This is a genomic window from Curtobacterium sp. 18060 (genome assembly GCF_902706105.1).
Classification (GTDB): domain Bacteria; phylum Actinomycetota; class Actinomycetes; order Actinomycetales; family Microbacteriaceae; genus Curtobacterium.
This window is the reverse complement of sequence record NZ_CACSJV010000020.1, coordinates 1-26,547: the sequence shown is the minus strand read 5'-3', so window position 1 is coordinate 26,547 and position 26,547 is coordinate 1. Positions and strand designations below refer to the sequence as shown.

At 72.3% G+C, this 26,547-nt stretch carries 22 protein-coding genes and 1 tRNA gene; 15 read left to right on the top strand and 8 right to left on the bottom strand.

Going from position 1 to position 26,547, the window contains the following annotated elements; translation table 11 throughout:
- Positions 1-21: 21 nt before the first annotated feature.
- Genes GVL05_RS11070 through GVL05_RS11060 form a run of 3 tightly spaced genes read right to left on the bottom strand, consistent with a single transcriptional unit; the run spans position 22 to position 3,069 of the window.
- Positions 22-1,236, bottom strand: coding sequence for an MFS transporter (locus GVL05_RS11070; RefSeq protein WP_159573178.1), 1,215 nt, complete (start codon positions 1,234-1,236; stop codon positions 22-24).
- Positions 1,237-1,282: 46 nt separating this feature from the next.
- Complete coding sequence (locus GVL05_RS11065; protein ID WP_123291854.1) at positions 1,283-1,903, bottom strand: response regulator transcription factor; 621 nt, start codon at positions 1,901-1,903, stop codon at positions 1,283-1,285.
- A complete protein-coding gene (locus GVL05_RS11060) occupies positions 1,900-3,069 on the bottom strand; it encodes a sensor histidine kinase (protein WP_123938365.1) in 1,170 nt (389 codons plus the stop codon). Before GVL05_RS11060 ends, GVL05_RS11065 begins: the two co-directional genes overlap by 4 nt.
- Before the next feature lie 150 nt (positions 3,070-3,219).
- On the opposite strand from GVL05_RS11060, the gene GVL05_RS11055 reads away from it, so the two are divergent.
- Genes GVL05_RS11055 through GVL05_RS11035 form a run of 5 tightly spaced genes read left to right on the top strand, consistent with a single transcriptional unit; the run spans position 3,220 to position 7,085 of the window.
- The gene (locus GVL05_RS11055; RefSeq protein ID WP_123938364.1) at positions 3,220-4,338 is read left to right on the top strand and encodes an ABC transporter permease; all 1,119 of its coding nucleotides are present in this window, start codon (positions 3,220-3,222) and stop codon (positions 4,336-4,338) included.
- A complete protein-coding gene (locus GVL05_RS11050; RefSeq protein WP_132099876.1) occupies positions 4,335-5,036 on the top strand; it encodes an ABC transporter ATP-binding protein in 702 nt (233 codons plus the stop codon). The genes GVL05_RS11055 and GVL05_RS11050 overlap by 4 nt, the downstream gene beginning before the upstream one ends.
- Positions 5,037-5,046: 10 nt before the next feature.
- Positions 5,047-5,769 carry an MSMEG_4193 family putative phosphomutase gene (locus GVL05_RS11045; protein WP_123338602.1) on the top strand — a complete coding sequence of 241 codons (723 nt, stop codon included), beginning with the start codon at positions 5,047-5,049 and terminating at the stop codon, positions 5,767-5,769.
- Positions 5,770-5,802: 33 nt separating this feature from the next.
- On the top strand, positions 5,803-6,330 hold the full coding sequence (locus GVL05_RS11040; protein WP_123291859.1) for a DUF3090 domain-containing protein: 528 nt from the start codon (positions 5,803-5,805) through the stop codon (positions 6,328-6,330).
- Positions 6,327-7,085 carry an SCO1664 family protein gene (locus tag GVL05_RS11035; protein WP_159573177.1) on the top strand — a complete coding sequence of 253 codons (759 nt, stop codon included), beginning with the start codon at positions 6,327-6,329 and terminating at the stop codon, positions 7,083-7,085. Before GVL05_RS11040 ends, GVL05_RS11035 begins: the two co-directional genes overlap by 4 nt.
- 363 nt (positions 7,086-7,448) lie before the next feature.
- Here GVL05_RS11035 and GVL05_RS11030 read toward each other — a convergent pair whose 3' ends face one another.
- Together GVL05_RS11030 and GVL05_RS11025 are read right to left on the bottom strand one after the other, a co-directional pair.
- Complete coding sequence (locus tag GVL05_RS11030; protein ID WP_123673934.1) at positions 7,449-9,467, bottom strand: VWA domain-containing protein; 2,019 nt, start codon at positions 9,465-9,467, stop codon at positions 7,449-7,451.
- Complete coding sequence (locus tag GVL05_RS11025) at positions 9,460-10,845, bottom strand: AAA family ATPase (RefSeq protein WP_123673932.1); 1,386 nt, start codon at positions 10,843-10,845, stop codon at positions 9,460-9,462. The genes GVL05_RS11030 and GVL05_RS11025 overlap by 8 nt, the downstream gene beginning before the upstream one ends.
- Positions 10,846-11,048: 203 nt before the next feature.
- Between GVL05_RS11025 and GVL05_RS11020 the strand changes: the two genes are divergently transcribed.
- From GVL05_RS11020 to GVL05_RS11005, 4 genes are all read left to right on the top strand, one after another.
- On the top strand, positions 11,049-12,503 hold the full coding sequence (locus tag GVL05_RS11020) for an MFS transporter (protein WP_327785639.1): 1,455 nt from the start codon (positions 11,049-11,051) through the stop codon (positions 12,501-12,503).
- A 170-nt stretch (positions 12,504-12,673) separates the two neighbouring features.
- A complete protein-coding gene (locus tag GVL05_RS11015) occupies positions 12,674-13,354 on the top strand; it encodes a GntR family transcriptional regulator (protein WP_123938362.1) in 681 nt (226 codons plus the stop codon).
- Positions 13,355-13,524: 170 nt separating this feature from the next.
- Entirely contained in the window at positions 13,525-14,838 is a 1,314-nt protein-coding gene (locus GVL05_RS11010) for an LCP family protein (protein ID WP_159573176.1), read from the top strand.
- A gap of 487 nt (positions 14,839-15,325) precedes the next feature.
- Positions 15,326-15,414 (top strand) — tRNA-Ser (locus GVL05_RS11005).
- Positions 15,415-15,555: 141 nt separating this feature from the next.
- Here GVL05_RS11005 and GVL05_RS11000 read toward each other — a convergent pair.
- Complete coding sequence (locus tag GVL05_RS11000) at positions 15,556-16,752, bottom strand: MFS transporter (RefSeq protein ID WP_159573175.1); 1,197 nt, start codon at positions 16,750-16,752, stop codon at positions 15,556-15,558.
- Positions 16,753-16,923: 171 nt separating this feature from the next.
- Here GVL05_RS11000 and GVL05_RS10995 point away from each other — a divergent pair, with 171 nt between their 5' ends.
- Complete coding sequence (locus GVL05_RS10995; RefSeq protein ID WP_123291868.1) at positions 16,924-17,373, top strand: MarR family winged helix-turn-helix transcriptional regulator; 450 nt, start codon at positions 16,924-16,926, stop codon at positions 17,371-17,373.
- A gap of 64 nt (positions 17,374-17,437) precedes the next feature.
- Here GVL05_RS10995 and GVL05_RS10990 read toward each other — a convergent pair whose 3' ends face one another.
- A complete protein-coding gene (locus GVL05_RS10990) occupies positions 17,438-18,433 on the bottom strand; it encodes a LacI family DNA-binding transcriptional regulator (protein WP_123291869.1) in 996 nt (331 codons plus the stop codon).
- A gap of 97 nt (positions 18,434-18,530) precedes the next feature.
- On the opposite strand from GVL05_RS10990, the gene GVL05_RS10985 reads away from it, so the two are divergent.
- The 5 genes from GVL05_RS10985 to GVL05_RS10965 all read left to right on the top strand — a co-directional run bounded on the left by GVL05_RS10985 (position 18,531) and on the right by GVL05_RS10965 (position 25,590).
- On the top strand, positions 18,531-19,751 hold the full coding sequence (locus tag GVL05_RS10985) for a Gfo/Idh/MocA family protein (protein ID WP_123291870.1): 1,221 nt from the start codon (positions 18,531-18,533) through the stop codon (positions 19,749-19,751).
- The gene (locus tag GVL05_RS10980; protein WP_159573174.1) at positions 19,748-20,752 is read left to right on the top strand and encodes a sugar phosphate isomerase/epimerase; all 1,005 of its coding nucleotides are present in this window, start codon (positions 19,748-19,750) and stop codon (positions 20,750-20,752) included. Before GVL05_RS10985 ends, GVL05_RS10980 begins: the two co-directional genes overlap by 4 nt.
- Positions 20,753-20,924: 172 nt before the next feature.
- Complete coding sequence (locus GVL05_RS10975; protein WP_235035938.1) at positions 20,925-21,917, top strand: MoxR family ATPase; 993 nt, start codon at positions 20,925-20,927, stop codon at positions 21,915-21,917.
- The gene (locus GVL05_RS10970; RefSeq protein ID WP_159573173.1) at positions 21,917-23,248 is read left to right on the top strand and encodes a DUF58 domain-containing protein; all 1,332 of its coding nucleotides are present in this window, start codon (positions 21,917-21,919) and stop codon (positions 23,246-23,248) included. Before GVL05_RS10975 ends, GVL05_RS10970 begins: the two co-directional genes overlap by 1 nt.
- Positions 23,245-25,590: a DUF3488 and transglutaminase-like domain-containing protein gene (locus tag GVL05_RS10965; protein ID WP_159573172.1), complete on the top strand. Its 2,346-nt coding sequence runs from the start codon at positions 23,245-23,247 to the stop codon at positions 25,588-25,590. Before GVL05_RS10970 ends, GVL05_RS10965 begins: the two co-directional genes overlap by 4 nt.
- A 348-nt stretch (positions 25,591-25,938) precedes the next feature.
- Here GVL05_RS10965 and GVL05_RS10960 read toward each other — a convergent pair.
- The coding region (locus GVL05_RS10960; RefSeq protein WP_159573171.1) for a TetR/AcrR family transcriptional regulator at positions 25,939-26,547 on the bottom strand (609 nt) is incomplete at its 5' end.

Sequence of the window (26,547 nt, the reverse complement as noted above, 5' to 3'; positions counted from 1 at the left end):
ACCCGCGCCCGGCGTCGCGGATCAGGTGGAGACGGTCCGCCGGACGTCGACGTCGTGGGAGTCCCGTGCGGCGGGCGCGACGACGAAGGCGGCGACGAGCAGCACGAGGGGCACCAGCATCGCCGCCTGCAGCCCGAGGTGCTCGCCGACGAAGCCGAGCAGGGGCGGTCCGACCAGGAACGCGATGTACCCGGCGGTGGCCACGACCGACACCCGGCGGTCCCCGTCGGTCGGGTGATCACCCGCTGCCGAGATCGCGAGCGGGAACCCGAGCGCGATGCCGAGCCCCCAGACGGCGGCGGCGATCGCCGTGACGACCGGACTCGGCGAGACGACCACGAGCAGGACCCCGATCCCGCCGACCGCGGCGCAGAGCCGGACGACCGGGCCCCGCCCGAGCCGCGTGACGAGCGGGGTACCGGCCGACCGGCCGATGAGCATGGCGAGTGCGAACCCGGTGAAGACCAGCGAGCCGACCGCTTCCGGGGCGTCGTGGTCGGTCGTCATCAGGAGCGGGAGCCAGTCGCTGGCGGCACCCTCGGCGAAGGCCATCGCGAGCGTGATCACCGCGATGAGCGCGAGCTGCACGGTGATGACGGAGCGGCGGGTGGCCGTGGTGACGCGGGACGCGCCTGTCGCGTCCTCGGCGTCGGCTCCGTCCGTCTGCACCGTCGCACGCGGCAGCGGCTGCAGGTTGAGGGCAGCGAACGCCGCGAGTGCCGCCATCACCGCAGCCCCCACGAGCAGGTGCACGAGCACCGGTGTCCGGGCAGCCGTCATCGCGATGCCGACGACCCCGCCGACGACGGTCCCCAGGCTGAAGCAGGCGTGCAGCACCGGCACCACCGGGCGGCCGATGCGCCGTTCGACCGCGGCGGCCTCGACGTTCAGCCCGATCTCGGCGACCCCGGACCCGAACCCGATCAGGAAGAGCCCCGCCCAGACACCCGCCGGCACCTGTGCCGGAGCGAGCAGGGCGACCAAGACCATCCCGACCACGGGCAGTGCGCCACCGAGCAGGATCAACGGTCGTGTCCCGAGCCGTCGGACGAGCGCACCGGCACCGAGGATCCCGATCATCGACCCGATCGACAGACCGAGGAGCACGAGCCCCATCGCCTCGATCGACGCCCCGAGTTCGTCGCGGATGGCGGGCGTCCTGGTCACCCACGTGGCGATGCCGAAGCCGGTCATCGTCGACGTGGCGAACAGGGCCCCTCGAGGGTGCCGGGTCATGTGACCATCTGATCGGTCCGCCGACGGCCCGTCAAGGGTGCGGTCGTCAGCGGAGCATGCCGAGGGCGCGGGCCTCGGAGACCGCGGCCGTGCGCGAGGACACCCCGAGCTTCGAGAACACGTGCACCAGGTGCGACTTCACGGTGGCGTCGCTGATGTGCAGGCGCGCGGCGACGGCGCCGTTCGACGCCCCCTCGGCGACGAGGCGCAGCACCTCGAGCTCCCGCGCCGACAGGCTCACCGACGGGGCGCGCATCCGCGCCATGAGCCGACCCGCGATCGTCGGCGCGAGGGCGCTCTGTCCGGACGCGGCGGCGCGGACGGCCGCGACGAGTTCGTGCGGGGGCGCGTCCTTGAGCAGGTACCCGCTCGCGCCGGCCTCGACCGCACCGAGGATGTCCCCGTCGGAGTCGTAGTTCGTCAGCACGAGCACGTACGGCGCGGCGTCGAGCGCGCGGATCCGTCGCGTCGCGTCCGCCCCGGTGAGGTCCTGCCCGAACTGCAGGTCCATGAGCACGAGTTCCGGCGAGAGCCGGGCGGCGAGGTCCACGGCTTCGTCCGGGGTGGACGCCTCACCCGCGACGACGATGCCGTCCGTGCCGTCGAGGAGTGCTCGGAGCCCGGCGCGGACCACCGGGTGGTCGTCGGCGATGAGGATGCGGATCACCGGACCTCCAGGATCGCGACGAGCGTCGTCCCGCGGCCAGGGGCCGAGTCGACCTCGAGCCGGCCGCCGAACTGCTCGACGCGCTCTTCGGTGGCACGCAACCCGAACGAGTCCGTCGTGCCCGACCGGTCGTGGACGGCGACCGGGTCGAAACCGACGCCGTCGTCCGCGATGGTGAGCCGGGCCTCCTGACCGTCCACGGTGAGTGACAGTCGGACGTGGGTGGCCGCGGCGTGCTGCACCACGTTGGCGACGGCGCCCTGGGCGATGCGGAGCAGCGCGGTCTGGACGTCCATCGGCAACGAGGCCTCCGCGACGTCGACCGTGACGTCGAGGCCGTCGCGCGACCACTGGGAGCCGGCCAACCGTTCCAGCGCTGCCCCGAGTCCGCGTTCGAGCGCCGGTGGTGCGAGTTCGCGGATGAACCGCCGGGTGTCGGCGAGGCCCTCGGCAGCGGTCTCACGGGCGAGCCGGATGTGCTCCGTCCCCGGACGCTCCCCGTCCGCGCGTTCGGCCGCGTGCAGCAGCATCTGGATGCTCGACAACCCCTGCGCGACGGTGTCGTGGATCTCACGGGCCAACCGGGCCCGCTCGGCGAGGACGCCCTGCTCGCGTTCGGTGACGGCCAACCGGTCGCGCGTGGCGAGGAGCTCGGCGACCAGGGCCTCGCGTTCGACCGCCTCGCGCGCGAGCGCCCGGTACCCCAGTCCGATGAGCAGTGCGACGCCCGCTCCGACCAGCGGACCGACCACACCACCGACGGTGAAGCCGCCGTGCAGTCCGAGGGCGACGACGGCGACCAGGGTCGCAGTGATGACGGCCACCGGTCCGACGATGCGCGGCAGGACGTGCAGGTACAGGAAGAAGAGCGGGAAGACGAGGTAGGCGGCCTCGGGGACGCCGACGAGCAGGGCGATCCAGACGAGGGTCAGGGCGATGAGCCAGACCGCACCGGCGACCGTCCGACGGGGGCCGTCGCCGCGCGCGACGACCGCCCCGAGCAGGTACACGCCCGCGAACACCGCAGCCAGGGCCAACCGCACCCACGTGCCGGCGCCACCGTCCACGAGCACCCGCACGACGACCAGGGCGAGCAGCGCGGCCGACAGCACGTGCAGGCCGGTCCGCAGACCGACGAAGACCGGGGTGAGGGTGCTGTGCGCCATGTGCTCCCCAGCGTACGGAGGCACCGGCCGGTGGGGATCAACCGAAAGTTCGATCGGAGGACCGAACCCTCCGGCGATGCCGGGTGGGAGCACCGCGGCGAGGCTGGGAGTCGTGGTCGTGGAAGGTCTGCGACCCGGGAAGGGAACCCCGTGTTCGTCGCTTGGCGCGATCTCCGGTTCGCCCGTGGCCGGTTCGTCCTCATCGGCTCCGTCGTGGCGCTCATCACCCTGCTCGTCGGGTTCCTCGCCGGGCTCACCGGCGGGCTCGCGTCGCAGAACGTCTCGGCGGTGCTCGACCTGCCCGGCGACCGCCTGGTCCTGCAGCAGCCGTCCACCGGGCAGCCGTCGTTCGGCGACTCCACCATCGGGCAGCGGGCCGTGGACGGCTGGCAGGCGGCCCGCGGGGTCGACGACGTGGTGCCGGTGGGCATCGTCCAGGGCCGGGCGACGGCACCTGGCGCGGGGTCCGGCGCTGCGGGGTCGGGCGCTGCGGGGTCGGGCGCGGCCGTCGGCGTCGCGCTGGTCGGGCTGCCGACGGGAGCACGGTCGACCCCCGTCACCGATATCGCACCCGGTCGCGACGACCAGGTCGGGCTGTCGTCCGGTGCTGCGGCCGACCTCGGCGTGCAGGTCGGCGACCGCATCACCGTCACCGGGACGGACTACCGCGTCGCCGTCGTCGGCGGCGACGCCTGGTACAGCCACACACCGGTGCTCGCCATGACCCCGGAGGCGTGGGCCGCGGCCGACCGGCGGCTCGGCGGCGACGGCGCGCCGACCGTCCTGGCCGTCAGCGGCAGCCCGGACTGGGACGCCGTCGCAGCGTCCACCGGCACGTCCGCCGCGTCGCCGCTCGGGTCGCTGACCGCCCTCGAGACCTTCCGGTCCGAGATCGGGTCGCTCGGCCTGATGATCGTCATGCTCTTCGGGGTGTCCGCGCTCGTCGTCGGGGCGTTCTTCACGGTCTGGACCATGCAGCGGGCCGGCGACGTCGCCGTGCTCAAGGCCCTCGGCGCGAGCACCGGATCACTCGTCCGCGATGCGCTCGGACAGGCGCTCGTCGTGCTCGTCCTGGGGATCGGCGTCGGGATGCTGGCCGTCGTCGGACTCGGCGCGCTCGCCGGCGGTGCACTGCCGTTCCTGCTCAGCCCGGTCACCACCGTCGTGCCGGCCGCCGCGATGGCCGTCCTCGGACTCGCCGGCGCCGCCGTCGCGCTCCGCACCGTCACCTCCGCCGACCCCCTCACCGCCCTCGGGAGCAACCGATGATCACCCTCGACGACGTCACCCTGACCTTCCCCGACGGCGACCGGCGGATCACCGCGGTCGACCACGTGTCCCTCGTCGCCCGGCCCGGCGTCGTGACCGGCATCACCGGCCCCTCCGGATCGGGCAAGTCGTCGCTGCTCGCCGTCGCCGCGACGCTCATCCGGCCGGACTCCGGTCGGGTGCTCATCGGCGACGTCGACGCGGCCGCGCTGTCCCGGGACGAAGCCACCGCCCTGCGGCGTGCGCACATCGGGATCGTGTTCCAGCAGTCGAACCTGCTGCCGTCGCTGACCGCACGGGAGCAGGTGCTCGTGATGGCGCACCTCGGCGGCCGGCACCCCGCCGGAGGTCGTCGCGCGGGAGGGCTCCGGGACCGGGCCGACGACCTGCTGGACGCGGTGGGGCTGTCCGAGCACCTGGACAAGCGGCCGGCGCAGCTGTCCGGCGGGCAGCGGCAGCGCGTCGCGATCGCCCGGGCACTCGTACACGAACCCGACGTCCTGCTCGTGGACGAACCGACGAGTGCGCTGGACCAGGAGCGCGGCGCGGCGATCATGGAGCTCATCGCCCGACTGACGCGCGAGCGGGACACCGCGACGATGCTGGTCACCCACGACCTGGTGCACCGCGGGACCCTCGACGAACTCGTCACGGTGGTGGACGGTCGGCTGGCCGGGGCGTCGGTGATCGCCGCCTAGGATCGGGCACATGGCGACCGTCCTCCTCGTCCGACACGGACGCACCACCGCGAACGCCACGGGCGTGCTCGCCGGACGCACCGCCGGCGTGCGACTCGACGCCGTCGGCCGGAAGCAGGCCGACCGCACCGCGGAGCGCATCGCTGCCGTGCCGGTCGTCGCCGTCGTGTCGAGTCCGCTCGAGCGGTGCCGGCAGACGGCCCGGGCGATCCTGGAGCGACAGTCGGGCGACCCCGCGTCGGCCATCGAGCGGGCGATCACCGAGGCGGACTACGGCGAGTGGCAGGGGCGGAAGCTCGCCGACCTGGCGAAGGAGCCGCTCTGGCGGACGGTGCAGGCGAACCCGAGCGCCGTGGTGTTCCCCGGCGGCGAGTCCATGCAGACCATGCAGTCCCGGGCGGTGTCGGCCGTCCGGCGCATCGACGCCGAGGTCGAAGCGGAACACGGGCCCGGAGCGGTCTGGGTCGCGGTGAGCCACGGCGACATCATCAAGTCCGTCCTGGCCGACGCGTTCGGCATGCACCTCGACCTGTTCCAACGCATCGGCGTCGGGCCGGCGTCGGTGTCGGTCGTGCGGTACGGCGAGCACCGGCCCGAGGTGGTCGCGACGAACACCGAGTCCGGCGATCTCTCGTGGCTCGCGACCGCTCCGGCGCCCAGCGGGGACGCAGCGGTCGGCGGCGGAGCCGGACATCCGGAGGCCCCGTCCGAGGCAGGCCCTGCCAGACCCTGAACGGGCGCAGGCCCGCACTCCTACAATGCGGGTATGCCCTCCATCGTCCACGGCTTCGACTGGCCGGACCGCCTCGTCGTCGGCACCATCGGCCGTCCGGGCGAGCGCGCCTTCTACCTGCAGGCCCGCTCCGGCAAGCGCGTCACGAGCGTCGCCCTCGAGAAGGAGCAGACCGCCGTGCTCGCCGAGAAGATCGACGAGCTGCTGGACGAGGTCGCCACGGTCGAGGCGAACCGCTTCAGCGTGCCGGACACGGCCCCCGTGGAGCTCCGCGACCCGGAACCGCTCGACCAGCCGGTGGAGCCCGAGTTCCGTGCCGGTGCCCTGAGCCTGGGCTTCGACCCGTCGACGGCGCAGGTGGTCATCGAGGCGTACCCGATCGACGACGACGTCGAGATCGTGTCCGAGGAGAGCGAGGACGGCCTCGAGATCGAGGCGGTCGTCGAGATCCCCGAACCCGACGAGCTCTTCCAGGTCAAGATCCCGGTCGGCACCGCTCGCGCGTTCGTCGAGCGCACCCGCGAGATCGTCGCCGCCGGCCGTCCGCCCGGCGACGCATGAGCGACGGCTCACTGAGCATCACGGCGCGGATCCGCGAGGCCTCGAACGCGACGTTCCTGGCCGAACTGGACGGTGAGGCGGTCGTGTACAAGCCGATCGAGGGGGAGCGCCCGCTCTGGGACTTCCCGGACGGCACGCTCGCCGGCCGCGAGGTCGCCGCGCACCTGGTGTCCGAGGCGTTCGGCTGGGGCATCGTGCCACCGACGTGGCTCGGTGACGGACCGTTCGGCCCCGGCATGGTGCAGCGCTGGCAGACGATCGACCCGGACCAGGACGCCGTCGACCTCGTCACCCCCGAGACCGCCGAGGCGGACGGTTCGCCGTGGCTGCCCGTGCTCGAGGCGATCGACGAGCACGACCAGCCGGTGACGCTCGTGCACGAGGACTCTGAGGCGTTGCGCCGCATGGCCGTCTTCGACGTCGTGGTGAACAACGCCGACCGCAAGGGTGGCCACGTGCTGGCGATGCCCGACGGACACCGGTTCGGTGTCGACCACGGGCTGGCCTTCCACGTCGAGCACAAGCTCCGCACGGTGCTGTGGGGCTGGATCGGGGAGCCGCTCGGGCCGGACGAACTCGAGGGGCTCGACCGGGTGTCGGAGGCGCTCCGCGGTGCCCTGGGCGACGAACTCGCCGAACACCTGACGCCGGAAGAGGTCGACACGGTGCGCGCGCGGTGTGCGGCGCTGCGGGCCGTCGGCATCTTCCCGCCACCGCCGGGGCACGGCCCCGCGGTGCCGTGGCCCTTGTTCTGACGCACCCGTCGTGAGCCGGCGCGCCGGCCCGGCCTGCCGTGGCGACCCCGGCCGGCCGTGGACGCCCCGGTCCGGGACGGTGGGGCCCGTCGGGTCCGGACCCCACCGACCGGTCCGCGTCCGTGATCCGTGGACGCGGAGACCCGTGGCGTCCGGTGGAGTGCGCCGTTGCACTCCGGGACCCCGCGGGAGTCGACCGGTCGAGAACGGATCAGGTGCACTCGGCCGACCGCTTCCGGCGCGCCGACGAGGTCAGCGCGGGAAGAACGATCACGGCGGCCGGGGTCTGGGGCAACTGTGGTGGCGCTCAGCATACGACCGTGGAACCCCGCGCAACAGCCCCTGTCGGGATCGACTCGGCGGCTAGTCGAACAACGACTGCCCGCCGCGGCGCGACCCCAGGTACGACCCCACGACGGCGACACCGAGGTCGTCGTTCTCCGGAGCGACGACCGAGCCGTCCACCCGCTTCGCCATCGCGTCGATGAACCGTGCGAGCCCCGGGTCGTCGCCGAGGCGGAAGAACGTCGTCTGGGCGCCGAGCCGACCGGCGTTCTCGAGCTCCCGAACGGTCAGTGCGATCGTCACGGGGTCCGGCGGGTAGTCGAACCACACCTGTCCGTTCGGCTCGAGGTGCGACGTCGGTTCCCCGTCGGTGACGATGAGCAGCACGGGTTGCGCGGTCGGGTGCTTCCGGAAGTGCCGGTTGGCGAGGAGCAGCGCGTGGTGCAGGTTCGTGCCCTTGTCCCACATCGCGTCGAGACCCACGAGCTGCTCGATGTCCACGACCTCGGCCTCGCGTCCGAACGCGATGAGCTGCAGGTCGTCGCCGCGGAACCGCGTCGAGACGAGCGTGTGCAGCGCCAGGGCTGTGCGCTTCATCGGCACCCAGCGGTCCTCCATCGCCATCGAGAACGACGTGTCGACGAGCAGCGCCACGCAGGCCTGTGTGCGGGACTCGGTCTCCTGCACCTCGACGTCGTCGATGGTCAGGCGGACGCCAGGGCCGACCCGCCCGTCGGCCGCGGTCCGGGTCAGCGCGTTCGTGATCGACCGGGTGACGTCCCACGGCTCGGTGTCGCCGTACGCCCACTGCCGGGTCGCGCCCGAGGGTTCGCCGGCCGCGCCGGACTGCCGGATGTCGCGGGCACCCTGTCGGCCGGACATCCGCTCGGCGACGTCACGGAGCAGGCTCTTGCCGAGCTGCCGCATGGCCTTCGGGGTGAGCCGGAGCTGCCCGTCCGCTCCGCGGCGCATCGCCCCGGAGTTCCGCAGGGCCTTCTCGAGCTGCTGCAGGGTCCTGGCGTCCACGGCGGCCTCGGCACCGAGCTGCCGGGTCAGGGCGTCGAGGTCCAGGTCGTCGAGCTCGGAGCCCGGTCCGGACTGGGCGAGTTGGTCGGCGAGGGCGTCGAGGTCGGCGATGTCCTGGAAGACCCCGGTCCCGTCGCCGAGTCCGAGCCCCTGGTCGCCCTCCATGCGCTCGGATCCGCCCCAGTCCTCACCGGGGCGGAGGGACCGCAGGTTGCCGTCGAGCTGGGACAGCTGCCCCATCAGGTCGGGGGAGCCGAAGGCCTGCTGGGCGAGGGCGTCGAGTTCGTCGCGCTGCTCCTCGGTCATCGAGTTCCGCATGCGCTGGGCGGCGGCGGCCCGTGCCGCGAGGTCGTCGAGCAGCTCGTCGACGTTCGCGGGGTTCGACGGGAAGTACTCCGCGTGCTCCGCCATGAACGCGTCGAACTGCTCCTGCGAGTCGGTGCCGGCGCGGTGGTCCTCGAGCAGCTGGTTGAGGTCCTGCATCATCGCGCTGACCGCGGCACGGTCTTCGTCCGTGGCCCCCTCGAGCGCCTGCTTCATGCCCGCGAAGCGCTGGTCGAGCACCTCACGGCCGAGCAGGTCCTTGATCTCGTCGTACTTCTGCCGGGCCTCGCGGCTCGTCCAGTCGTACCCGCCGAGCTCCTGCACCGCGGCGGCCGGCGACGGGGACAGGCTGTCGAGCTGCATCTCGGCCAGGGCGCGGTCGCAGTCGTCGAGCTCGACGTTGCGGGCGAGTTCGCCGCGTTCGGCGCGGAGCGCCTGGTCGAGCAGTTCGCGGACCTGCTGCAGGGTGCCGTCGAGGTTGTTCTTCGCGGTGAGTTCGCGGCGCCGTTCCGCGACCTTGCGCGCGAGGTCGTCGAGTCCGCGCTGCGTCCGGCCGCCACGGCGCAGGAACTCCCGCATCGCGCGCTCCGGTGAGGTGCCGGTCATCACGTCCTGCCCGATGGCGTCGAGCGCTTCGGCGAGGTCGGCGGGCGGCGCGAGCGGATCCGGACCGTCGTGGTACTTCCCGTACAGCGCTGCGGCGCCGTACCGGGTGTCCCGCGTCAGTCGTCGGTTCTGCCTAGCCATAGACGGCTTCGCCCCCGCCGGACTCCTTGCTGATGCGGCGGGCGAGGAAGAGCCCCTCGAGCGCGAGTTCGATCGCACCCGCGCGCTCGCCGTCGTTCGTGGCACCGAGGCGTTCGCAGACCTGGTCGTACAGGTCGGACTCGCCGATCGACGGCAGCCCCTCGAGGAACGCCCGCGCCCCGACCTGTTCGCCCGTCGTCACCATCGTCCCGCCGTCGAGCGCCTCGACGAGCACCCCGAAGTCGAATCCGCGGAACCGGGCACGCACCGTCTCGGCCGTGGCGGTCCGCAGCAGGTGCTCGAGGACCTCGTCCGCGCGGTCCTCTTCGCCGTTCTCGAACTCGATCTTGCCGCCGAGCACGTCGACCGCCGTCTCGAGGTCGATCGGTCGCGCGACGGCCTCCGGCTCGCCCTGGCGTGCTGCACGGTGCACGGCCGCCGCGGCGACCGTCTCGGCGCCGGCGATCGCGAACCGGGCGCTGACACCGCTGCGCTGGTCGACCGCGCTCGACCCGCGCAGGGCGCGGGTGAAGCGGGCGAGGATCTCGACGATCGCGTCCGGCACCTCGGCGGTGAGCTGCGCCTCCTGCCGGATGACCGCGATCTCGTCCTCGAGTTCGATCGGGTAGTGGGTGCGGATCTCCGCGCCGAAGCGGTCCTTCAGCGGGGTGATGATCCGGCCGCGGTTCGTGTAGTCCTCCGGGTTCGCGCTGGCCACCACGAGCACGTCGAGGGGGAGTCGGAGCACGTAACCGCGGATCTGGACGTCGCGTTCCTCCATCACGTTGAGCATCGCGACCTGGATGCGTTCGGCCAGGTCCGGCAGCTCGTTGATCGCGACGATGCCGCGGTGGCCCCGGGGGACGAGTCCGAAGTGGATGGTCTCCGGGTCGCCCAGGCTGCGCCCTTCGGCGACCTTCATCGGGTCGACGTCGCCGATCAGGTCGGCGACGCTCGTGTCCGGCGTCGCGAGCTTCTCGACGTAGCGGTCGTCGCGATGCCGCCACGAGATCGGCAGGGCGTCGCCGAGGTCGTCGGCTCGGCGGGCGCTCGCGGTGGTGATGGGCTCGTAGGGGTGCTCGCCGAGCTCGGAGCCGGTGATCACCGGGGTCCACTCGTCGAGCAGGCCCTGCAGGGTGCGGAGCAGGCGGGTCTTGCCCTGGCCGCGCTCACCGAGCAGGACGACGTCGTGTCCGGCGATCAGGGCACGTTCGAGCTGCGGGATCACGGTCGTCTCGAACCCGTGCAGGCCGGGCCAGGGGTCGTCTCCCGCGCGCAGCGCGGTGAGCAGGTTGTCGCGGATCTCGGCGCGGACCGTCTTCTGGACGTGGCCAGAAGTGCGGAGCTCGCCGACCGTGCGGATGTCGGGTCGGGTCACGTTCTGGACGTTACGCCGTTGCGGACGGGAGGCGCGGTGCCAGCTGGCACCGCGCCTCCCGTCCGCTTGTGGGTTTCCATAGCAACCGCAATGATTGAGGCTCCGGCATCGGAGCCGGATTCGATAGGGGGATCCGGCTCCGAGCCGGCCCCGTCGTACCGAATGTGAACCATCTCGCCGATCTCGGCGTAGGTTCCCCTCTCGTGAGCAGCACGAACGGGGCGATCAAGAGCCTGGTCCCCGCCAGGATGGACAGACTGCCGTGGACCAGGTTCCACTGGAGTGTCGTCGTCGGACTCGGGGTCTCCTGGATCCTGGACGGGCTGGAGATCCAGATCGTCTCCAACGCCGGCTTCCAGGCCGACCTGAACCTGTCGACGCAACAGGTGACCTCACTCGGCACGATCTACCTGGTCGGCCAGGTGGTCGGAGCGCTGGTGTTCGGACGCATGTCCGACCGGCTCGGGCGGCGCAAGCTCTTCATCCTGACGCTCGCGATCTACCTGATCGGCTCGGGCATCGCCGGTCTCGCCCAGGACTTCTGGTTCCTGGCCGCGTTCCGGTTCGTCGCCGGCCTCGGCATCGGCGGCGAGTACGCGGCGATCAACTCGGCGATCGACGAACTGATCCCCGCGAAGTACCGCGGCCACGTCGACATCGCCATCAACGGCACCTACTGGGGCGGCGCCGCGCTCGGCGCCTTCGCGAACATCTACCTGCTCGACACGGCCAACTTCTCGGAGAGCATCGGCTGGCGCATCGGCTTCTTCCTCGGCCCGGTGCTCGGCATCGCGATCATCTTCCTGCGGCGGCACATCCCCGAGAGTCCGCGCTGGCTCATGACCCACGGGCGCGAGGAAGAGGCCGAAGCGACCGTCACCCAGATCGAGGAGGCGGTCGAGAAGTCCACCGGCAAGCGGCTGCCGGACGTCGACGAGTCGAAGGCCATGACCGTCACGCCGACCGACCGCGTCGGGTTCCTGACCATCGCGCGCGTGCTGCTCAAGCAGTACCCGACGCGCACCCTGGTCGGTGCGTCGATGATGATCACCCAGGCGTTCCTCTACAACGCGATCTTCTTCACCTACGCGCTCGTCCTGACGAACTTCTTCGGCCTCAAGACCGCGCAGACGTCGATCTACTTCTTCCCGTTCGCGATCGGGAACCTGCTCGGACCGATCATCCTCGGTCGGTTCTTCGACACGTGGGGCCGTCGGCAGATGATCTTCCTGACGTACCTGGTGTCGGGGCTCGTCCTGGCGACCTCGGCGTTCCTCTTCCGCGCCGACGCGATCTCCGCGACGGTGCAGGTGGCCTTCTGGTGCGTGTCGTTCTTCTTCGCGTCCGCCGGTGCCTCGAGCGCGTACCTGACGGTCAGCGAGATCTTCCCTCTCGAGCTGCGGTCGCAGGCCATCTCGTACTTCTTCGCGCTCGCGCAGGTCTTCGGTGCGGTCGCACCACTGATCTACGGTGCCTTCATCGGGGACGGGTCCTCGCGTGAACCGCTCTTCTGGGGGTACCTGCTCGGGTCCGCGGTGATGATCGGCGGTGGGGTGATAGCCCTGGTCTTCGGGGTCGATGCCGCACGGAAGGGGCTCGAGGACGTCACCCAGCCCCTGTCCGTCCTGACCGGGGACGCGGAACAGCAGCGGCGCTGAACAGCAACGGCGGCCATGCAACATTCTGTATTCAGAGTGTTTAGCGCGGCCGTCGTCGTGGTGTCACGGTGCTGGCATGGCACTCCTCCACAGCGCGACACCCACCACGACGATCCACGACGGTGCCGGTGCGGTCGGCCAGGGTGACCGCCGTGCGTGAGGCTGGCGCGATGGAGCAGTCACCGATGCGTGTCGGCCGGGGCGACCGCGACCCCCACGGCCTCCGGCGCAGTCTGTTGCGCGACGCGGTCTTCCTCCGCCTGCTCGACAGCGTGCTGCGCGGCGAGTACCGCCGCGGGCAGCGCCTGCGCCTCGACACCATCGCCGAGGACATGCGGGTCTCCCGCACGCCGGTGCGCGAAGCCCTCGTCTCCCTCGAGTCCCATCAGCTCGTCACCGTGCAGCGGTACGTCGGCGTGGTGATCACGCAGTGGTCCGTCGGGCAGATGACCGAGCGCCTGCGCATCGCCCGGGCGCTGGTCGTCGACCCGCCGGTGAGCGGCACGGGCCACGACGACCGCTTCGACCCGGCCTGGCTCCGCGAGTGCTGGACCGAAGCCGGGGCCTTCGTCGAACTCGCCGCGTGGTTCCTCCGGCGGCGCGGCGCCTCGGTCAGCGCCGACTGGATGCTGTCGCAGCGCACCGTGCTCGACACGTTCTTCACCGACGACATCGCACTGGCCAACGGGATCGACGCCGTGGTCGACCGGGCGCGGCGACTCGACCTCGTCGACCAGGCCGTGCGGGCAGCGGAGCGTGACGCGCTCGACGACTGCGCCGTGGTGCTGCTCGAGCTCGCGGCGGCGCTCATCGCCCTGCCGGACCGGTTCCGGGTGGCCGTGGCTTCCTGAGCCGTCCCGGCTGCGGGTTCGTACAGGTCGGCGCCACGGCGCACGGATCCGGGGGTCGACGGTGGCCCGGTGGCCTCGCTCTGACGTCGTTCGCACTGGATCGCCAGGGACCTCCGTGGCAGCCTTGACCGGTTGCCACCCCGGCGCGTCCACCGACGACAGGAGAGCCCGTGAACGACGTCCGCGATCGCTCCCACCGTCTCAACCGAGCCGACGGGATCGCACGGCACGGACGTCTCCGTCGGTCCGGACCCTTCCGGACCGTCGCTGCGCTGGTCGCGAGCGTCGCCGCAGTCGCGCTCGTCAGCACCGCCTCGGTCGCCGCGATCGCCGCGAAGCAGGTGACCGACGACCTCGGTGACGGCGTGCAGATCGAGGGGCAGCCCGCGCCGCGGTCGAACGGCACCAAGGCCCCGTCGCTCAGCGCGTACAAGGGCGGCTTCAACATGCTCGTCGTCGGGACGGACAACGACCCGGACCAGTCCGCGGAGTTCGGGGAGCGCGATGCCACGCTCAACGACGTCAACATCCTGCTCCACGTGTCGGCCGACCACACCAACGCGACCGCGGTGAGCATCCCCCGTGACCTCGTCACCCCGATCCCCGCGTGCAAGAAGACCGACGGCTCCGGGACCGCACCGGCCATGGCTGCGCAGCCGATCAACACCTCGTTCAGCGACGGCGGGCTGAACTGCGTGACCCAGACCGTGCAGGGGCTCACCGGCCTGGACATCCAGTACTCGGCCGCGGTCTCGTTCAACGGCGTCATCGAGATGTCGAACGCGATCGGTGGTGTGCCGGTCTGCGTGGCGCAGCCGATCGAGGACCCCTACACCGGGCTCGACCTGCCCGCCGGCACCTCGACCCTGCAGGGCGACGAAGCCCTCGCGTTCCTCCGGACCCGGCACGGCGTCGGTGACGGTTCCGACCTCGGCCGGATCTCGAGCCAGCAGGTGTTCCTGTCGTCGCTGCTCCGGACCGTGAAGTCGAACGACACCCTCACGTCGCCGCCCACCCTGTACAAGCTGGCCCGCGCCGCGGCGTCGAACATGCAGCTGTCCCAGAGCCTGAACGACATCGGGACGATGGTGCAGATGGGTCGGGCGCTGCAGGACCTCCCGCTGTCGCAGGTGAACTTCGTGCAGTACCCGGGCACGACCGGCGGCACCGGGGTCTACGAGGGCAAGGTCCAGCCGACGACGTACCTGGCGGACCAGTTGTTCGCGAAGATCAAGGCGGACCAGTCGTTCTCCCTGGGGGAGGACAGCACGGGCATCGGGTCCGAGGCGAACGCGGCGCCGTCGGCAGCGACCTCGGCGCCGGCTGCTGCGGCGCCGTCGGCTCCGGCGTCCGCACCCGCGGCTGCCGCGCCGTCGTCGCCTGCCGCAGCTGCTCCTACGGCATCCGCGACGCCGGAGACCATCGACGGGCTCGAGGGGCAGTCCGCCGACCAGGAAACGTGCTCCAAGGCCTTCGGCTACTGACCCGGCGGCTCGGGCTCTGGCTCGCCGGGCCCCTGCCCCGCTCGTCCCGCCCCGCGTCTCGCGAAAGCGACAGTCTGCCGCCGAACATCGGCGGCACACTGTCGCGCTGACGGCACAGACCACGGGCCGTGCTGGGGCACTGTCGCTTTCGCGTACTGGTCGGCCGCCATGCCCGGACGCAGAAACGGGGGCGCGGTGGTGGACCGCGCCCCCGGAAGCCGCTCCCCGAGCGGGCGCCAGGCAACCGGGCGCGCCGGGCCCGGCTCGGAGAGCGACGTCGGTGCTGTGTCGCGACTACGGGGACGAGCCCCGGAATGTGATCGCCGCGTCTCGATGATGCTATTCACCGGGGTACGTCGGGACAACCCCGAGGTGTCCCCACTTCGGGGGACCCGCGTTCCGCGACCGTGCCACGCGCGGGGGTGCGGTCGGGTCGAGAGTGGCCCGGTCCTCCTGTATGGTGGTCGGAGCGCTCGCGAGAGTGCTTGGAGACGTCGCATAGTCCGGCCGAGTGCACCACCCTGCTAAGGTGGAGTCCCCTTTAGGGGACCGAGGGTTCAAATCCCTCCGTCTCCGCACTCCATGAAACCCCGGTCCGATCGGACCGGGGTTTCGTCGTCTCCGTGCTGGTCTGCACGCCGCGTGAACCAGGTTCCGGACACGGCACCGCGGAACGGCGTGGTGCTGTGTCCGGAACCTGGTTCCGCCGGGCTGCCGTCAGGCCGTCGCGACGCTCCCTGTCGAGGTCAGCTCGCCAGCCCCGCGCGAACGCCCACGCCGCACGGCGCCCATGGCGACGAGCGTCAGGGCCACGGCGGCCAGGGTGATCCCGGCGCCCGCCCAGATCGGCGACGTGTAGCCGAGCCCGGCGGCGATGGTGAGCCCACCGATCCAGGCACCGAGCGCGTTCCCGAGGTTGAACGCGGCGATGTTCGCCCCGCTCGCCAGGGTCGGCGCGTGGTCTGCGTACTGCATCACGCGCGTCTGCAGGGCCGGCACGGTCGCGAACCCGAAGGCGCCCATGAGCACGAGTGCGATGACGGTCAGCACGGGCGAGGTCGCGACGAGGGCGAACAGCCCGAGCACCACGGTGAGGGCGACGAGCACGACGAGCAGGGTCCGGTCGATCGAGCGTGCGGCGAGCTTGCCGCCGACGAAGTTCCCGACGAACAGCCCGACGCCGAACACCACGAGCAGCCACGGCACCGCTGACGACGGGAACCCGGACACCGAGGTCAGCGTGTACGCGATGTAGGTGAACGCCCCGAACATCCCGCCGTAGCCGAGCACGGTCATGCCGAGCGACAGCCACACCTGGCCGGAGCGGAAGACCCCGAGCTCGCGGGCCAGTGACGGGGTCTCGGTCTGACGGACGGCGGGGACGAGCACGAGGACGCCGACCAGGGCGACGACACCGATCGCGACGATGGCCCAGAAGGTCGAACGCCAGCCGAGCGCCTGGCCGAGGAACGTGCCGAACGGCACCCCGAGCACGTTCGACGCTGTCAGCCCCGTGAACATCAGGGCGACCGCGGAGGCGCGCTTCGAGCGCTCGACCATGTTCGCGGCGACGACGGAGCCGATGCCGAAGAACGCTCCGTGGCAGAGTGCCGCGATGACGCGTCCGGACATCATCACCTCGTAGGTCGGTGCGATCGCCGACAGCGTGTTGCCGATGATGAACAGCACGAGCAGCCCGATCAGGACGGGCTTGCGGGGGAGCCGGGTGGTGGCTGCGGTCAGGCCGAGGGCGCCGACGATGACGGCGAGTGCGTAGCCGGTGACGAGCCAGCCGGCCGTGGTCTCGGTGACGCCGTAGTCGGCGGCGACCTCGGGCAGCAGGCCGGTGATGACGAACTCGGTCAGTCCGATGCCGAATCCGCCGAGTGCGAGGGCGATGAGTCCCGCGGGCATGGGGGTTCCTTCCGTTGTGCGGTGGCGCTGTGCCGCGTACGCTGGTTGTTGCAGACGCGCGGCATCGATAGTTGCACACGCGGGGTATCAGCGCAAGCAAATGCACGCGCCCGCAACGACCGCAGCGACCGACCGCAGCGACCGACCGCGCAGCCGACCAGAAGGAGCCCGATGTCCGTCGACGACACCTCCACCGCTGTCCGTGCCCACGGCTGGCGCACCCTGGCGGCACTGCACGGCTTGATCGAGACGCGACTCGAGCGCGCGTTGCGCGACGTCGACCTGTCCGTGGTCGAGTACACCGTGCTCGACGCGCTGCGCCGACAGGACGGCTTCCACATGCGCATGCAGCAGCTCGCACGCGCGGCGGCCCTCAGCCCGAGTGCCACGACCCGGCTGGTCAACCGACTCGAGGAACGTGCGCTGCTCACCCGCGTGCTCTGCGCCGACGACCGCCGCGGGCTCTACACGGAGCTCACCCACGCCGGTCAGCGGCTGCTTGATGCGGCCACGCCGATCCACGCCGCTGCGCTCGAGGGGGCGCTCGCCGAAGCGCGCGAGGTCCCGGAACTCGAAGAACTCGCGGTCGCGGTCGACCGGCTCGAGGGTGCCAGCGTCTGATCCGTCGGCCGGGAGGCCCGGATCACCGCCGCCCCGCGCGCTGCGGTCGCGGGGTGGTGGCGTCTCAGGCCCGCGGCGGCGCCGTCGTGGACCGCACGACGAGCGACGGCGGCACCAGGACCCGGCTCGGAGCGGGTCGTTCGGCCGCGCCGACGAGCTCCACGAGCCGGTTCGCCGCGAGCCGCCCGACCTCGTCGTTGTGCGGGTCGACCGTGGTCAGGCGCAGCAGGGGTGAGGCGGCGAGCGGGGTCTCGTCGTTGCCGACCACCGAGACGTCCTCGGGGACCCGGAGTCCGGCTTCGCGGACGGCGGCGATCGCGCCCATCGCCATGACGTCGTTCGCGGCGAACACCGCCGTCAGGTCCGGGTGGTCCCGCAGTGCGCGGCGGGTGCCCTCGTACCCGGTCGTCTCGGACGTCGGGCCGTCGCCGTAGACCAGTGGCGCGATGCCGGACGCGACCATCCGCGCGACGGTGCCCTCGCGGCGGACCGCAGCCGGGCCTCCCGAGCCGGTGACGTGGACGATGCGGCGGTGACCGAGTCCGATCAGGTGATCCGCTGCCAACCGGCCGCCGGCGGCCTCGTCCGAGGCGACGACGTCGAGCCCGCCGGGCACGTCGGCTCGGGCGCCGGCGACGACGACGGGGGTGTCGGCCGGCACGACGAGGTCGGGGAAGCCCTCGGCGGCGAGGACGACGCCGTCGACCCGTAGCGAGACGAGGTCGTCGAACGGCGAGGAGTCGAGGTGGGCGTTCGCACGGGTGTCCGCGAGGGTGAGCCGCAGGCCGTGCGGTGCGAGCGCGTCGCGGATGCCGTCGAGCAGGGGGACGAACCACGGGTTGCGGAAGTCGTCGACGATGACGCCGACGGTGCGGGTCCGGGTGCCGGCGAGGATCGCGGCGGCGCGGTTGGGGCGGTAGCCGAGCTCGGCGGCCGCCGCGAGCACGGCCGAGCGGCGTGCGTCGGAGACGCCCGGATCGTCGCGGAGCACCATCGAGACGAGTGACTTCGAGACGCCGGCACGGGTCGCGACGTCGATGATCGTCGGGGGTCGTGACACGCGGCTCCTTGACAGGACATGGGGTGGTCGGGCTACAGTCTACCGACACGTTCTGGAACGTTCCAGAATCGGCACCGGACTTCTCGAAGGAGAGAACATGAGCGACAGCATCGGCGTCGCCGTCATCGGGGCGGGCATGGCGGGCAAGGCCCACATGGCCGCGTGGCGGAACGCACCCTCACTCTTCGCCCCGACGCTGCCGCCCGTGCGGCTCGTGTCGATCGGCGACGTGTACGAGCCGTTGGCGGCCGAGGCTGCGCAGCGCTTCGGCTACGCCCGCCACGACACGGACTGGCGAGCCATCGCCGAGGCCGACGACATCGACGTCGTGAGCGTCGTCGTCGCGAACAAGCTGCACCGCGAGATCGTCGAGGGGCTGCTGGCCGCCGGCAAGCACGTCCTGTGCGAGAAGCCGCTGTCGGACTCGCTCGAGGACGCACGGGCGATGGCCACCGCGGCCACCGAGGCATCGCAGCGCGGGCTCGTCGCCCGCGTCGGCTTCACCTACCGCCGCGCCCCTGGCCTCGCCGCGATCAAGCAGCTCGTCGAGGACGGCACGCTCGGCCGTGTCCTGCACGTCTCCGCCCGTTACTGGACCGACTACGGCTCGTCGCCCGACGTGCCCTTCTCGTGGCGCTTCGCGGGTGCCCCCGGCACCGGAGCCCTCGCCGACGTCGGCTCGCACCTGGCGTACGTGGCCGAGTTCCTGGCCGGCGAGGTGCAGAGCGTCAACGGCGGCATGTTCACGACCGCCATCACGAAGCGCCCGATCGCCGCCGGGTTCGCCCTGCGCGGGCAAGCCGTCCCGCTGACGGGTGAGTTCGCCGACGTCGAGAACGACGACTACGCCACCTTCAACGCACGCTTCGGTGACGGCTCCGTGGTGGGCTCGCTCGAGGTGTCCCGGGTCGCCACGGCGCACCCGAACGGCCTGGTCATCGAGGTCTTCTGCGAGAACGGTGCAGCGCGCTGGGACCAGGAGCGCGCCTCGGAGATCGGCCTCGCGCTGCAGTCCGACGGCTCCCGCCTCGGTGGCTACCGCCAGGTCGTCCTCGGCCCGGACCACCCCTACGTCGCCGGAGGCATGGCGATGGACGCGCCCGGTGTCGGCTGGGGGCAGAACCAGATGTTCGAGTACCAGGCACGCGCGTTCCTCGACGAGGTCGCCGGCGTCGCGGACCCGCTGCCGGCCAACGCCACGTTCGACGACGGCGTGCACAACATGGAGATCCTCGACGCGGTGGCACGGTCCGCCGGGGCCGGTGGGGCCTCCCTCGAGGTGCCGTCCGTCCGCACCACCGAAGGAGCGCACGCATGAAGCTCGGTCTCTACAACGCCATCTTCCACGACCGGCCGCTCGCCGAGGCCCTGACGGCCATCGCGGGCAACGGCCTGACCGGCATCGAGCTGAACACCGGCGGCTTCCTGCCGCCGGTGCACGTGCCGGACATCGACGCGATCCTCGAGGACGACGCAGCACGTGACGCCTTCCTCGCGCAGTTCGAGGGCACCGGGGTGTCCATCGCCGGCCTGAACTGCAACGGCAACCCGCTGCACCCGGACCGAGCGATCGGTCAGGCCCACGCCGAGGACATCCGGCGCAGCATCCGTCTCGCCGCCCGCCTCGGGCAGGACCGCGTCGTCACGATGTCCGGGCTGCCGGCGGGCGAGCGCGGCGGCACCCGACCGAACTGGATCGTGAACGCCTGGAACTCCGCCGCGCTCGACGTCATCGAGTACCAGTGGAGCGTCGCCGTGCCGTTCTGGCAGGAGATCGACGCCCTGGCGCGGGAGCACGGGGTCAAGGTCGCGCTCGAGCTGCACCCGCAGAACGTGGTGTTCAACCCGGCGACGATCCGCGAGCTCGTGCAGCGCGGTGGCCTGACGAACACCGGCGTCGAACTCGACGCGAGTCACCTGTTCTGGCAGCAGATGGACCCGGTGGCGGTCGTCCGCGACCTCGGCGACCTGGTCTTCCACGCCGCCGCGAAGGACGTCCGGATCAACCCGCACGCGGCCATCAACGGCGTGCTCGACAACTCGTTCCGTCGGCTGTCGCCGGACGAGCCGCGCACGAACCTCGGTGGCGACGAGTGGGCCAACGAGTGGCCGAAGCCGTCCGCGTGGGACTTCGTCGCGCTCGGCAAGGGCCACGACGAGGCGTACTGGTCGGCGTTCCTCGAGGCCCTGCGCGAGGTGGACCCGGACATGTGGGTCAACATCGAGCACGAGGACACCGAGCTCGGTCGCGAAGAAGGGGTCGCGGTCGCCGCGAAGGTCCTGCTCGCAGCCGACACGGCGCTCACGACGCGCGCGTGAGTCGCGTCTGAGACGCACCACGTGATCCGGACGGGAGGCCCGTGGGACGTGCGCCGATCGGCGCACGCTCCACGGGCCTCCCGTCCAGTGCGCATCGGTGACACGCCCACCGGGCGCTGTCACCGGACCGATGTAGCATGCACGACACCTGTCCCGAGACGAGGAGCCCTGCGTGCCGGAGCCGACCGACCCCGCCTTCCCCCTCGAGCGCATCCGAGAGGTCGGCGACGCCATCGTCGCGTCCGTCTCGACGGTGATCGACGGCAAGACCGAGGCGATCCGCACCGCCCTCACCGTGATGCTGGCCGAGGGACACCTGCTCGTCGAGGACGTCCCCGGCGTCGGCAAGACGGTCCTGGCGAAGGCACTCGGCGCCTCGGTGGGCGGCTCGGTGAACCGCATCCAGTTCACGTCCGACATGCTGCCGTCGGACGTCACCGGGGTGAACATCTTCGACCAGTCCTCTGGCACGTTCCGGTTCTCACCGGGGCCGGTGTTCGCGAACGTCGTCATCGGTGACGAGATCAACCGCACCAGCCCGAAGACCCAGTCCGCCCTGCTCGAGGCGATGGCCGAGTCGCAGGTCACGGTCGACGGCGTGACCCGGCTGCTCGACCGCCCCTTCATGATCGTGGCGACGCAGAACCCGATCGACATGGAGGGCACCTACCCGTTGCCCGAGGCCCAGCGTGACCGTTTCATGGCGCGCATCACGATGGGGTACCCGAGCGTCGACGCCGAACGGCAGATGCTCGCGAACCGCGGCGGCGGCGACCCGCTGTCGCACCTGCGACCGATCGTCGACGTGACCACGCTGCGCGGGATCATCGAGGCCGTGGCGAACGTCCACATCGCCCCCGACGTCGAGGCGTACGTCATCGCGATCGTCCGCTCCACCCGCACCCACCCCGACCTGGTGCTCGGCGCCAGCCCCCGCGCCACGCTGCACCTGGCCCAGGCAGCCCGTGCCCACGCGGCGTTGCTCGGCCGGCCGTTCGTCACGCCGGACGACGTCGCCGCCCTGGCACCGATCGTGCTCGCCCACCGGCTCGTGCCGGTGGCGCGCGGACTCGGTGGCACGGGCGAGGACACCGTGCGCGAGATCGTCGTCCGCATCGTCTCCGACACCGCCGTGCCGTTCACGGCGACCCCCGTCCGCTCCTGATGCCCGGCCGATCGGCACCGTCGTCGCTGCTGCGGCGCACCGGTGCCGCGCGCTCGACGCTCGGGCGCTTCGGCCGCCGCGGGCTGTCCCTGCTCCGGCGCACGCCGTTCCCCCGTCCGACCGTGCGCGGCTGGACCGTCATCGCGATCGGCATCGGGCTGATCGGGGGCGGACTCGTGGGCACCACCAGCGTCGCCGTCTCGGCCGGACTGCTGCTGCTCGTGCTCGTCGTGCTCGGCATCGTGATGGCGTTCGTGGTCGCCGCACCGCTCCGGGGCAGCCGGAGCACGGCCCGCGCGATCGTGCAGGTCGGCGAGGTGTACCGCGAGCGGATCACCCTCGGCAGCACCAGTCTGCCGATCGGACCGCGGTCGACCCTGCTCGTCCGCGAACAGCTCGAGGACGCCTTCGCCAGCGCGTCCGAGGCGGAGACCTACGCGCTCGTCGGCCCGGGCCTGCCGCCAGCGGTGCTCGACGTCGAGGCACTCGCGATGCACCGCGGCCGCACGCTCGTCGGACCCGTCACCATCCGGGTCGAGGACCCCTTCGGCCTGCTCCGCATCGACCGCCCGGTGGTGCCGGCGGAAGAGGTCGTCGTCGTCCCCACGAGCGCACCCCTCGCCGCGATCGACACCGGCGCCCTCGCCGGGGCCGTCTCCGCCGACGAAGGACGGGTCGGGCAGGGCGGGTCCGCCGACGACAGCGAACTCCGGCCGTACCGTCCCGGCGACCCCATCCGTCGGGTGCACTGGGCGCAGAGTGCCCGCCGCGGCGAACTGCACGTCCGGCAGACCACGCAGGCGCAACCACCCGAGGCCGTCATCGCGCTCGACGTCCGGCGCGAGTCCTACCAGGGCCTCGGGCGTGAGGACCTGGCGGAGCTGTCCGACCTGGGCGGTGACCAGGCCTTCGAGCACGCGGTCGTCGTCGCCGCCAGTGTCGCCCGCGCCCTCGCCGCCCGGACCTCGCGCGTCGTGCTCGTGAGCGACGGACCGTCCGGCAGCACCCGGCACGCCGGTGACGTCGGCGGCCTCACCGACGTGCTCGTCGGACTCGCGGACGTCCGGCTCCGCAGCGACGCCCGTCCGGTCACCGAGGTCCTGCCCGAGGTGCGCGGGCGGGACGTGCACGGCATGACCGCGGTGGTCACCGGCAACTGCACCGCCGAGCAAGCGGCCGAACTCGTGACGGCGACGAGCGGATCGAGCCGCGGGATCATGGCGACGATCGTGCCGCCGGACCCGGTGGTCCGGGGGATCCTCGACCGCGGCGGTTGGCGCACCCTCGTGGTGCCGGTCGCCGGGGCGACCGCGTCCGGAGCCGCACGGTGAGCGGCGCCGCTGCGTCGTCGCGTCGACCCGTCGACGTGCGTGAGGTCCTGGACCGCGACGACGACACCCGTGACACCCCGAGCACCTGGGTCGTCGCGCTCGCCCCGGTGCCCGTGCTCATCGCCGCGCTCGCGATCCGCCCGCTCGTGCAGGGCACCGCCTGGTGGGTGTCCGGCGTCGTGGTCGTCGCGGTGCTCGTGGCCGTCATGCTCGCGGTGCGTCGCCGGGCCCCCGGGGTCCGGTTCGTGGCACTCGTCGCCACCCTCGTGCTGTGCTCGTGCGCCGCCGCCCTGGTCAACGACGTGCAACCCCTCGGCTGGCTCGACGCCGACGGGGCGCTGGGCGAGACGCTCGCCGCCATCCGCCTGAACCCCGCGCCGTTGCCGCAGACCGACGCGATCCGACTGGTCGTGACCGTGTCGATCGCCTGGGTGGCGGGCGTCTCGTTGTTCCTCGCCGCGATCGCCCGGATCCCGTCGCTCGCCGCCGCGCCCGCACTCGTCATCCTCATCGTCCCGGGGATCATCACCGGACAGCCGGCGGGCACCGCACTCGTGATCACCACGGCCGTCGCCTTCCTCGCCCTGCTGTGGCTGTCGGTCCGACCCGTGCAACGAGCGGTCCCGGCCGCGGTCGTCGGTGCGATCGGGCTCGTCGTCGCGATCGGCCTGCCCGCGATCGTGCCGCTCAACGCGAGCTGGCTGTCCGGCGTCACCGGGGCCATCCAGTCGCCGATCCAGCCCGGGCGACCCGGCACCCTGCTCGAGCTCGGCAACGACCTGCGGCAGCCGAGCGAACTCGAGGTGCTCCGCTACCGGTCGTCCGACGGCCAGCCCGAGTACCTCAAGCTCGCCGACCTGGACGAGTTCGGCACCGGGGACTGGGTGCCGACGGTGACGAACGCCGCCGAGGCCGACACCGCCGACCAGCAGCAGTGGGCCGAGGGCGTGAACCCGCGCCTGGCGACCCGCGGCGACGTCACGGTCCGGATCACCGGGCTGTCGAGCACGTACCTACCGGTGCCGTCCGGGGCGGTGTCGATCGAGTCGCGTTCCACCAACCTCGACCTGTCGCAGTGGCGCTGGATGGGGTCCTCGAGCACCGTGCGGTCAACCGGTCCGGCCACGCCGCGCGGTGCGACGTACGAGGTCTACGGTGCCTCGACCTTCGCGAACGCGTACCTCGACGCCGTCGCGGCCTCGGGTGTCCTGTCCCGTGCCGACGGCCGGGGGTTCCGCGAGCCGAGCGGTGACCAGCTGCAGACCGACCTGACGCTGCCGAAGGACCTCCCCGCGAACATCACGTCGACCGCGGAGCGGGTGGCCGGGGCCGCGTCCGACGACTACGCCCAGGCCCGCGCCCTCGAGCAGTGGTTCCGCAGCGACCTGTTCACCTACTCCGAGACGGCCCCCGTCGAGCAGGGCTACGACGGCGACAGCATGGACGTCGTCTCGACCTTCCTGCAGGTGCGCGAGGGCTACTGCGTCCACTTCTCGTCGGCGATGGCCGTGATGGCCCGGACGCTCGGCATCCCGTCCCGGATCGCGGTGGGGTACCGGGCCGGGGCGGCGCAGCCCGACGGCGAGTACGCGGTGTCGAACCGGCAGCTGCACTCCTGGCCCGAGCTGTACATCAAGGGGGCCGGGTGGGTCGCGTTCGAGCCGACACCGGACTCCGACGCGGCAGCGCAGCCCTCGACCGAACCCACGGAGACCCCGACCGCCGCGACGCCCGAGTCTCCGCTGCCCGCGCCCGAGCAGTCCGCACCCGCCGAGTCCTCGGCGACGCCGACCCCCTCGGCGTCGGCGCAGCCCGGTGCGGCCGGTGCCTCGGGTGGCAGCGGTCCGGCCGGCCTGCTGTTCGGCGCGGCACTCGTCCTCGCGTTGCTCATCGCCCCCGGACTCGTCCGAGCGCTCCGACGGCGGTCACGGTTGTCGGCCGTCGCCGCTGGTCGCTCACCCGCGGTGAACGCCTGGCGTGAGGCCCTCGACGACGTCGCCGACCACGGCTACGCCCCGGGGCTGGCACCACCCGGTGACGCAGCGGCTGCGGCCCGGACCGCGCGGGCCGTCCTCGGACGACTCCGTCCGGTGCTGCCGGCCTCGGCGCTCCCGCACCTCGACGCCGTGGTCGACGCCGTCGACCGTGAACGGTTCGCGGCTGACGGGGTCGCAGTGGTCGACGGCGAGGCGCTCGTGCGGCACGTGCAGCAGGCGCGGGAGGCGCTCGACGCCTCGGTCTCCGGTGGACGGGTGCTGCGGTCGCGCCTGCTGCCGCCAAGCCTGCTGCCGTCGTCCGCGTGGTCGCACGAGGGCCGTCGGCGCTCCCGTCGCCCTGCCTGACCCGGGCTCACCGCTCGTCGCACCGTGCGAGGGTCGCCGGGTGGTGCGAGGTTGACGGCTCCGTGCGGCGCTACAACCGGGCACCGAGCGGTCAACGCGGCACGGGATCGCCGCGGTCGCACCGTGCGCCGCCGCGCCGCGCCGCCGTCGCACCGTGCGAGCGTTGCCGGGTGGTGCGAGGGTGACGGCTCCGTGCGGCGCTACAGCCTGCCACCGAGCGGTCAACGCGGCACGGGATCGCCGCGGTCGCACCGTGCGCCGCCACGCCGCAGCGCCATGCCGCCGCGCCGTGCGCCGCCGCGCCGTGCGCCGCCGCGCCGTGCGCCGCCGCACCATGCCGCCGCTCGGTCAGCGGCGGCGGACGACCGCCTCGACCAGGGCGGCGATGACCTCGCCGGGGTCGACCCCCGGCAGCGCAGGCCCGTCGAACACGACCCCGACGTTGGCGGCGACGAGCGCCGTGGCGAAGGCGTCGAGCGGCATGCCGGCGTCGACCTCCGGGTGCGCCCCGAACCACAGTCGCACCAGCTCGTGCACGCCGTCCTGCAGCACCCGTCGCTGCCGCACGAACTCGGGCAGCAGGTCGGTGTGTCGGATCGCGTAGGCACGGAACTCCGACAGCAGGGCGAACTGCGCGCGCTGGTCGTGCCGTCCGAAGGCCGCTCGCACGACGTCCGCGATGTCCGCCGCGGCGATGTCGGCGCGGATGAGCTCCTGCAGCGACCCGAGCACCAGGTTCGTCCCGCGCTGCATGACCTGCGCGAGCAGGTCCTCCTTCGACGAGAAGTTCGAGTAGACCGCGCCCTTGCTGAACCCGGCACGGGCGGCGACCTCGTCGAGACGCGCTCCGTGCACGCCCTGTTCGGCGAAGACGGCAGCGCCGGCGATGAGCAGACGTTCTCGGACCTCGGCCCGTGGTGTCCGCGGCGTGGGGGAGTCGGAGACGTCGTCGTTCAT

What these genes read in the sequence shown, in the direction of transcription:
- GVL05_RS11035 (WP_159573177.1), top strand. Translation starts at nt 6,327, where the DNA reads ATGAGCGACGGCTCACTGAGCATCACGGCGCGGATCCGCGAGGCCTCG.
- GVL05_RS10980 (WP_159573174.1), top strand. Translation starts at nt 19,748, where the DNA reads ATGAAGCTCGGTCTCTACAACGCCATCTTCCACGACCGGCCGCTCGCC.
- GVL05_RS11050 (WP_132099876.1), top strand. Translation starts at nt 4,335, where the DNA reads ATGATCACCCTCGACGACGTCACCCTGACCTTCCCCGACGGCGACCGG.
- GVL05_RS11070 (WP_159573178.1), bottom strand. Translation starts at nt 1,236, where the DNA reads ATGACCCGGCACCCTCGAGGGGCCCTGTTCGCCACGTCGACGATGACC.
- GVL05_RS10995 (WP_123291868.1), top strand. Translation starts at nt 16,924, where the DNA reads ATGTCCGTCGACGACACCTCCACCGCTGTCCGTGCCCACGGCTGGCGC.
- GVL05_RS11045 (WP_123338602.1), top strand. Translation starts at nt 5,047, where the DNA reads ATGGCGACCGTCCTCCTCGTCCGACACGGACGCACCACCGCGAACGCC.
- GVL05_RS11060 (WP_123938365.1), bottom strand. Translation starts at nt 3,069, where the DNA reads ATGGCGCACAGCACCCTCACCCCGGTCTTCGTCGGTCTGCGGACCGGC.
- GVL05_RS10970 (WP_159573173.1), top strand. Translation starts at nt 21,917, where the DNA reads ATGCCCGGCCGATCGGCACCGTCGTCGCTGCTGCGGCGCACCGGTGCC.
- GVL05_RS11000 (WP_159573175.1), bottom strand. Translation starts at nt 16,752, where the DNA reads ATGCCCGCGGGACTCATCGCCCTCGCACTCGGCGGATTCGGCATCGGA.
- GVL05_RS11040 (WP_123291859.1), top strand. Translation starts at nt 5,803, where the DNA reads ATGCCCTCCATCGTCCACGGCTTCGACTGGCCGGACCGCCTCGTCGTC.
- GVL05_RS11015 (WP_123938362.1), top strand. Translation starts at nt 12,674, where the DNA reads ATGGAGCAGTCACCGATGCGTGTCGGCCGGGGCGACCGCGACCCCCAC.
- GVL05_RS11030 (WP_123673934.1), bottom strand. Translation starts at nt 9,467, where the DNA reads ATGGCTAGGCAGAACCGACGACTGACGCGGGACACCCGGTACGGCGCC.
- GVL05_RS10985 (WP_123291870.1), top strand. Translation starts at nt 18,531, where the DNA reads ATGAGCGACAGCATCGGCGTCGCCGTCATCGGGGCGGGCATGGCGGGC.